Source organism: Pseudoalteromonas sp. OFAV1 (assembly GCF_021532595.1).
Classification (GTDB): Bacteria; Pseudomonadota; Gammaproteobacteria; order Enterobacterales; family Alteromonadaceae; genus Pseudoalteromonas; species Pseudoalteromonas lipolytica_C.
Genome location: NZ_JAKGBG010000084.1, coordinates 1 through 7,930, shown reverse-complemented (window position 1 = coordinate 7,930; position 7,930 = coordinate 1). Strand labels below are relative to the sequence as shown.

The 7,930-nt window shown below is 38.5% G+C and carries 3 protein-coding genes; 2 read left to right on the top strand and 1 reads right to left on the bottom strand.

All coding sequences use genetic code 11. From position 1 onward, the window contains the following. Window positions 1-146: 146 nt before the first annotated feature. The gene (locus tag L1267_RS23300; protein ID WP_235384380.1) at window positions 147-1,556 is read right to left on the bottom strand and encodes an MBL fold metallo-hydrolase RNA specificity domain-containing protein; all 1,410 of its coding nucleotides are present in this window, start codon (window positions 1,554-1,556) and stop codon (window positions 147-149) included. Window positions 1,557-3,243: 1,687 nt separating this feature from the next. Between L1267_RS23300 and L1267_RS23295 the strand changes: the two genes are divergently transcribed. After that, window positions 3,244-5,331 (top strand): YjbH domain-containing protein, encoded by a 2,088-nt coding sequence (locus tag L1267_RS23295; protein WP_235384378.1) that lies wholly within the window; start codon window positions 3,244-3,246, stop codon window positions 5,329-5,331. Window positions 5,332-5,628: 297 nt separating this feature from the next. After that, entirely contained in the window at window positions 5,629-7,233 is a 1,605-nt protein-coding gene (locus L1267_RS23290) for a hypothetical protein (RefSeq protein WP_235384377.1), read from the top strand. Window positions 7,234-7,930: the final 697 nt, after the last annotated feature.

Here is a 7,930-nt window from a genome sequence, read left to right as displayed (position 1 = left end):
TTATTTTTTGCTAAATCAATCGCAATAACGTTAAGATTCACCATGTATGGACTCCTTTTGTAAAAGTTTTGTCGCTTATTACGTTACCCCCTGTGGGAGGGGAGTCCATACATCTCTGTGGTTCAAAGTTCAATATGTAGGTAAATCTATGTAGCTATTTCAACCTTAGTTTTATCGCCCAGAAGGGCTTGGTATTTTTTAGCCAAAGTTGCTTTGGCTTCGTCATCGCCGTGTACAATTTTGATTAACTTCGGTTTCTTTTTCATACCTGTTACAAACCTAATTAGTCCCTTTTGATCTGCGTGGGCGCTGTAGCCACTGATGGTATGAACTGCCGCGTTTATATAAACCTTTTGATTATTAATATATACATAACCGCCTTTTGGGCCGTAGGTTTGAATATCTCTTCCTAGCGTGCCTTTGCCCTGGTAGCCAACAAAAATAATATCGGTTGTTTTGTCAGGTAAAAACTGCTCAAGGTAATTAACAATTCGCCCCCCTGTGCACATACCGCTGGCAGCTATAATAATTGCGGGCTGTTGCTTTGAGCTTAAAAAGTTAATTAATGCCTTGTGCTCTTGGTGTGTATCAATTGTATGCAGTTGGTCAAAATCTAACGGGTGACGCCCTTGGTTAACTCGCTTCTTTGCTTCGTTATCCCATAGGGTTTTAAAGTGTTGGTACTGTGCAGTAAAGTTGGCGGCCATGGGCGAGTCTACAATTACTTGTAGTTTATGCCACATTGAATTTTTACGAGCTGAGTGAATTATTTGTTCTAGCTCATAAAGTAGCTCTTGCGTTCGGCCAATACTAAACGCAGGAATAAGTACCACACCGTTATCTTTAACGGCTCGCTCTATAATATTTTTTAAACCTTTTACACGCGTTTTTCGACCATCATGGTTTTTATCACCATAGGTCGATTCTATTACCAAGGTATCGGCACGGTATGGCGGTTTAGGTGAGGGCAATAACGGCGTATATGGGGCTCCTAAATCTCCCGAAAATACCACTCTGTGATTATTTGGTTTTTTGCCAAGTTCAATTTCTACATAGGCAGAGCCAAGAATATGGCCGGCGCGTTGTAGGCGGATTTTAAATAAAGCTTCTTGGCTTTGGGGGCTCAAGGCTGCTTTGTCGGGGCTAAAGCCCACTTCTACAGGTATGGGGTACCATTTATTAAAATCTAGACTCACTATTTGCTGTTTTAGTCTTCTTATACAGGTGTTTATTATGGCTTCATCACGCGTTACACCCAGTTTTAAGGCGTCTTCAATAACGAGTGGTAGTAGTTTTGCGGTTGCTTTAGATGTGTATATTGGTCCTTTAAACCCTGCTACAAATAGGTAGGGTATGCGGCCTACGTGATCAATATGGCAGTGGGTAACAATAAGCGCTTTTACGGTTGATATGTCAAAGTCGATATTGAGATCTTCGTGGCTGTCTTCACCCTGAAATAGCCCGCAATCGATGAGTATTGAGTTGTTGTCGTTAATAATAAGCTGGTGGCAAGACCCTGTAACACCGTTAACTGCTCCGTGGTGTTTTATTTGCATAATAATATCCTTATTTTTGAAGCATAGCCTCAGCATAGAGGTTATTGACTATAACGGCAACGAGCAAAGTTCTTCATGTATTGTTGGATTATTCATAAGCTGTAGGTATTAAGTTTTAAGTCGGATGAGCAAACTCTTTTAAAGTCGAATACGATACCGTAGGCGTTAAATTTATTTCGCGCGTGAGATTTTTTGTACAATTTGCACAAAGAGAAGTGAATGAGAAGAGAATGAGGTAAACCACAAGATTATTTTTACTTTCTCTAAAGCGTAACGCCTTTGTGAGTTAAAGATCTTTTTTCTAACCACAGAGGTCACAGAGAGCATAGAGGAAGAGAAGGAGAGACCAAACTTTTTAAATATTGGTTTCTCTGTGTATCGCCTTGGTGTGCTCTGTGGTTCAAATATTGTTTTTGCACAAAGAGAAGTGAATGAGGAAAGAATGAGGAAACCACAAGATTATTTTTACTTTCTCTAAAGCGTAACGCCTTTGTGAGTTAAAGACCTTTTTTTCTAACCACAGAGGTCACAGAGAGCATAGAGGAAGAGAAGGAGAGACCAAACTTTTTAAATATTGGTTTCTCTGTGTAGCGCCTTGGTGTGCTCTGTGATTCAAATATTGTTTTTACACAATGAGAAAAGAATGAGGAAACCACAAAATTATTTTCTTTTGAGCGAAGAGAGTTGTAACTAACTGTGAGTTATAGAACTTTTTTATAACCACAGAGGACACAGAGAGCATAGAGGAAGAGAAGGAGAGATCAAACTTTTTAAATATTGGTTTCTCTGTGTAGCGCAGCGCCTCGGTGTGCTCTGTGGTTCAAATATTGTTTTTGCACAATGAGAAGTGAATGAGAAGAGAATGAGAAGAGAATGAGGTAAACCAAGAACTTAGCTAATTTGTGTTCCTCTAAAGCGAAGCGCCTCGGTGTGCTCTATGGTTCAAATATTGTTTTTACACAAAGAGAAGTGAATGAGAAAAGAATGAGGAAACCACAAAATTATTTTCTTTTGAGCGAAGAGAGTTGTAACTAACTGTGAGTTATAGAACTTTTTTATAACCACAGAGGACACAGAGAGCATTGAGGAAGAGAAGGAGAGACCAAACTTTTTAAATATTGGTTTCTCTGTGTAGCGCCTTGGTGTGCTCTGTGATTCAAATATTATTTTTACACAATGAGAAGTGAATGAGAAGAGAATGAGGAAACCACAAGGTTATTTTTACTTTCTCTAAAGCGTCAAGCCTTTGTGAGTTAAAGATCTTTTTTTCTAACCACAGAGGTCACAGAGAGCATAGAGGAAGAGAAGGAGAGACCAAACTTTTAAATATTGGTTTCTCTATGTAGCGCCTTGGTGTGCTCTGTGATTCAAATATTGTTTTTGCACAATGAGAAGTGAATGAGGAAACCACAAGGTTATTTTTACTTCCTCTAAAGCGTTGCGCCTCTTATTCTCTTTGTGAGTTAAAGATCTTTTTTTAACCATAGAGGTCACAGAGTACAAAGGAAGAGAGCGACAGATTCTAAATAGTTATTCTGATAATCTCTTAGTGATTATTTAGTTTTCTCTATCATTTAAATTTCATTTTTGTATTAACTTTTTAAACATGAACAACTAACTAATTTAGTTAATTAATGCTATATTGGCGTTAACAAAAAATTCTAATAATTCTTCATGGATTCGAGTTATGCTAAAGGCGAACACTTTACTCATTAGCGGGTTAGCAACTCTTTGCGCTCCTGTGCTAGCTTCAGATAAAATTAATAACTATCAATCTTTTACTGGCTATACAGGCCTAATAAATACCCCTAATGCAAATGTAGTTGATGTAGGCAATATTGATATTGGTTACAACAACATGCTTGATCTTAGAGGTAAAGAGTATATTGATGGTCATAACTTCTCTTTTGCTGCAGGTTTATTTGACGGTTTTGAAGTCAGTGGTTTAATTGCTGCCGAATCTATGAATGATAATTTATTTCTCGTTAATGAAAAGCAATTGCGAGATGTATCGTTTAACGCTAAATACCAATTACCCTATATACCAAAAGACTGGTTAACTGTTGCTATTGGTGCAAAAGATATCGGTGGTGCAGCAAATAACTACGAAACTTACTACGCTGTTGCCTCTAAAGAATTGTGGGATTTTAGATTTTCTGCAGGTTACGCAGTCAGTGATCGTGCTACAGGCCAAATGGATGGCCCTTTTGCTGGTATTGAATGGCAACCATTTGACTGGTTTGCGTTGCAAGCAGAGCATGACGCTGATGCATTTAATGCAGCCGTAAAAGTCACAGTGCCTAAAAAGTGGTTATACGATATCGGTGAGTTAACATTCACTAGCCGTTTTTATAGTAATACAGACTACAGTGAAGAAGACACATCTTGGGGTGTTAACTTCAAAATGCCATTATTCACAAAACCTGAGTACGAGGCGATCGAAAGTGCGCCAGAACCTGTGGTATCTGAAAGTGATGAACTAGCCTACTTTAAGCTTAACGCTAATAAAGATCCCGTAACTATAAAAGATCCTAACGCACACCGTTATTTCGAAAGCAATAAAGAAATGACAAGGCAAGCTGCAACGTTAAAGCATGCTTTAGTTAAAGATGGTTTCGAAAGTGTACAAGTGGGCTTTAATAACGATAAGCAAATTGTTGTTAAGTTTGAAAACTCAACTTTTAATCGTAATGACCTTGATGCAATTGGTTTAGTGCTTGGCCGAATTTCGCAATATGTAAGCAGTGAAGGCATTGAGTTTAATGTTTTTATGTCTAAGCAAGATATTCCTCAACTTAGCCTAAAAGGTAACGTAGACGAGTACCGCGAGTTTATTCTTTCGCAAAAGCATCCTGAGGTAGTTGTTTATCAAGGTGCTATGCCACTACCAAGAGCACTTACTTGGGTTGGTTTAATGAATACTAACTCGCCTTACTTTAAGCCGCGTGTAACTTTTAGCCCTGCGCTTACGAATGCCTATGCTACTGAATTAGGAGTATATGATTTTTCATTAGCGCTCCGCGCCGATGTAGACATACCTTTATGGCAAGGTGCGGGTATCAACCTTGGTGGCCAGGTAAGTGTAGCTAATAGCGACGACTTTGATGAAGATGCAGCATTTAGGTATTACCGTGAAGAGTCTGAATTTGATAGAGCGACACTTTATCAAACATTCGCATTACCTTACGGCATTTATAACCAAACACAGCTTGGGTATTATAAAGAACGTTTTGATTTTTATGGCATCCAAAACGAAACCACTTGGCTTAGTCCTGAAGGTCGCCACAAGGTAAGCGCAAATATTGGTTACTTTGACTACCAAGACTACGATGCAAATAGAGATTATCAAACAATAGCCTACCAATTTAACTGGGTTGAGCATGATGTTACGTTTCATGCTGAGGTTGGTAAGTTTTGGAATGAAGACTCAGGCATTAAAGTAGAAAGTAGGTTCTGGTTTGGTGATAGTTATCTAGCTCTTTATGGCGAAGATACCGATGCAAGAAAAATAGGCTTTGCGTTTAGTATTCCGCTCTCACCACGAAAAGACATGTCAGTAACGCGTTACGGGCAAGTAAAGGGTACGGAAGCTTGGCGACACTCGATTGGTACACGAATTGGTGAGTCTCAAAATACATTGATTTTTAATCAAGCTTATAAGCCAGTAAATAGTGTTAGCATCGACCGTAAATATCTGAATCAGGGTAGGTTATCTAAAGCATATTTATATGCTAATTTTAGCCGCTTGAGAGATGTTTACTTAGAATACAAATAATCATTGTTTCTGTTTTAGGAATAAAAAGTTTAAAATCGACAAATTGATTTATTTTTTGTAATTCTAATTGCTGGATTGTAAATATTATCTATAATTTTTATTGAGCCTTTTTTAGTAAAATAAAGGCTCTTTGTGTAAAATCACAGTTGCAAATCTTGTGATTGTTATTTAACCTATCAGGTAGCAATGGGAAATTATTAATTATTTTGCTTTCAACTATGGGTTTAGTTGGAGATTTCCCTGTATATCGACCTTATTTGATACGTTTATTTTAAAAAAGGAATAAAAGGACTCCCTATGTTTACTAACAGAAAAACGCTACTAGCTATGTCTGTAGCATCAGTTTTTGCTCTTTCAGGCTGTTCGAGTGATGACGACAAAAATGAGGTCGTGCCAGATCCAGTTGTACCACCAGTAACAGAAATCGTTCCACCTGATACAATTGTTACTGAGCAACCAGACAAAATATTTTCAGTAAATGTTATTGATGCTACAAATGCTGATGCTCTTGTTGGTGCAATGGTTACTTTCATGGTTGATGGTGAAGCTGCAACAAGCTTAGTGGATCCTAACGGTGAAGAACTTAGCATGGTTACTGTTGATGATTCTGGTAACTTTACTTTCCTTCCGAAAGAAGATGCTACAGGCGAAGTAACTGCGCAAGTAACTTTTGACGGTTACGTAGGTAAAAGTTTTGTTGTTGATCTAGACGCTCAAGTTGATGAAGGTTCTAATGACATTCCTCTAGACTTTGCTTTAGTTCCTGCTGATTCTGAAGGTTTAGCTTCAGCTACAACAGAAGTTGAACTTACAGACGCTACCACGATTGATCCTATCGTTGCTGTTGCTAGTAAAGACGGCGCTAAGTCAGATGTAACAATTCCTGCAGGCACAACTTTAAAAGACGCAAATGGTGATGCTGTAGCTGGTGGCGCTGTTAAATTAAATGTGTTGGCGGCTGATTCAAGTGTAAGTGGTACTGGTCTTATCATTCCTGACGGCTTAAATGAAAACAGCACTACAGAAGTGAAAGAGTCACTTGGCGTAACTAACATCACAATGACTGCTGGTGAGACTAAAGTTAAGCAGTTTACTCCTGCTATTAATGTATCTGTAACTTTACCTGCTAGCAGTGGTGTAAGTGAAGGCGACATCCTTAACGTATCTTCACACAATGAAGACACTGGTATGTGGAAAGATGAGCAATTCAAAGCTACAGTAGGCGCTGCAAATACAGATGGCACTTATCCGGCTAGCTTTATGACTGACCATTTAACATTCTTCTCAATGAATCAGAGTGTTCCTATTTGTACTTCAGGTGTATCAGTTAAAGTTGTTGGTGGTACCTTACCTGCTCGTGGACTAGCAGTATCTATGACTTCACCAGATGGTTCTATTTCTAGCTACATCAGAAGTACTACTAAACAGATTATTTCAGGTGCATCGACAGCTCGCTTTGGTATTTCATCTGATGCAGTAGCTAAAGTTCGTTTATATGATAGAGCAGGTAACACTTGGTACGAGCAAGAAAACCAACCAATTTGTGGTGACGTTGAAGTTACACTTAATAATACGGTTGAGACATTCGATAGTGCAGTAACTCTTAACGGTGTTTGTGCTGCAGATAATACAGTTAACCCAGATCTTTCTGGCTCTATTGTAACTTATGCTAAAGATGGTAAAGCAGCATCATTAGCTCAGGGACAAGGTAATTCAACATTTAGCCTTGCTGGCCTTGAAGCCGGTGGTACCTACAAAGTACGTGCAACAATCCGTGGTGCAAAAGTTGATGGTGGTGGTCAATCACAAACATTCACATTTGAGAATGTTCAGAGCACTGACACTCTAACAGGACAAGTTTCTATTGAGTGTGAAGAAAGAGAAGTAACAGGTACTAACTAATTGATTATACTTATTTAAGTATATCTACTTTCCAAAACCCCAGCTTTTGCTGGGGTTTTTGTTTTTATACAGCGCCTAAATACGGTTAAGAGCAAAATTTAGATTATGTGATTCAGTATATTTTTTCGCTGTATTTGGCATTTTTGAACCGAAAAGTGCAAGGTTGCTGTAGACATGATATTGATTCCGCGCGCAGATCTTTTTTCACAAAGAGAAGTGAGTGAGGAGAGGATGAGGTAAACCAATAACTTACTTAATTTGTTTTCCTCTATAGCGCAGCGCCTCTTATTCTCTTTGTGAGTTATAGATCTTTTTTCTAACCACAGAGGACACAGAGGAAGAGAATAGTAGATTGTAAATCGTTATTCACTGAAGCGTGGAGTGCCCATAATCTCTTAGTGATTATTTGGTTTCTCTGTGTAGCGCGAAGCGCCTCTGTGATCTCTGTGGTTCAATATGTTTTTAAAAAATTTGCACAAAGAGAAGTGAATGAGAAGAGGGTGAGGTAAACCAATAACTTACTTAATTTGTTTTCCTCTAAAGCGCAGCGCCTCTAATCCTCTTTGTAAGTTAAAGATCTTTTTTCTAACCACAGAGATGTATGGACTCCCCTCCCACAGGGGGGTAACGTAATAAGCGACAAAACTTTTACAAAAGGAGTCCATACATGGTGAATCTTAACGTTATTGCGATTGAT

Excerpts from the sequence above, each read along its gene's own strand:
- L1267_RS23300 (WP_235384380.1), bottom strand. The coding sequence starts at position 1,556 with ATGCAAATAAAACACCACGGAGCAGTTAACGGTGTTACAGGGTCTTGC.
- L1267_RS23295 (WP_235384378.1), top strand. The coding sequence starts at position 3,244 with ATGCTAAAGGCGAACACTTTACTCATTAGCGGGTTAGCAACTCTTTGC.
- L1267_RS23290 (WP_235384377.1), top strand. The coding sequence starts at position 5,629 with ATGTTTACTAACAGAAAAACGCTACTAGCTATGTCTGTAGCATCAGTT.